This is a genomic window from Youngiibacter fragilis 232.1 (assembly GCF_000495435.3).
Taxonomy (GTDB): Bacteria; Bacillota; Clostridia; order Clostridiales; family Clostridiaceae; genus Youngiibacter; species Youngiibacter fragilis.
This window is the reverse complement of sequence record NZ_AXUN02000159.1, coordinates 1-555: the sequence shown is the minus strand read 5'-3', so window position 1 is coordinate 555 and position 555 is coordinate 1. Positions and strand designations below refer to the sequence as shown.

Sequence of the window (555 nt, the reverse complement as noted above, 5' to 3'; positions counted from 1 at the left end):
GCTAAAGCACCGACACTTTTAGCATACTTTGCAGCTTTAAGAATATTGGCTGAATTTCCGCTTGCCGAAATTGCAAATAATAAATCCCCTTTTTTAATTTTATCTTTTAGTTGGGCATAAAAAATATTTTCATATCCAATATCATTAGATATTGATGTTATCACTGGAATATTATCAGTAAGACATACCACATTAATGTTCTTTATTCCTCTTATTTTCAACCCAATCCCAATATCATTAGCAAAATGAGAAGCCGTAGCTGCACTACCTCCATTACCTATAAAGTATATAGTATTGACAAATGGATCTATATTATCTAAAAGATTAATAATATCACATATATTTTGCAGTTCAATACTCTCTAATAACTTGACTAATCTTTGAATATATCCAGAAACAAATTCATACATACCATTACTCTCCTTTTATTTTGGGTATGGACCTTTAGGTAATCCTTCGTATAGATCTATAATTGGAAATGAATCGCCAAAAATTTCAATACATCTTTTTCTTAAAATGTCTTGCTTACAATCTGAAGCAAGAACTATTGCTCCA

At 30.1% G+C, this 555-nt stretch carries 1 protein-coding gene; it reads right to left on the bottom strand.

Features of this window, described 5'->3' with window-relative positions; all coding sequences use genetic code 11:
* The coding region (locus T472_RS20720; RefSeq protein WP_023863516.1) for an SIS domain-containing protein at nt 1-410 on the bottom strand (410 nt) is incomplete at its 3' end.
* Nucleotides 411-555 lie beyond the last annotated feature (145 nt).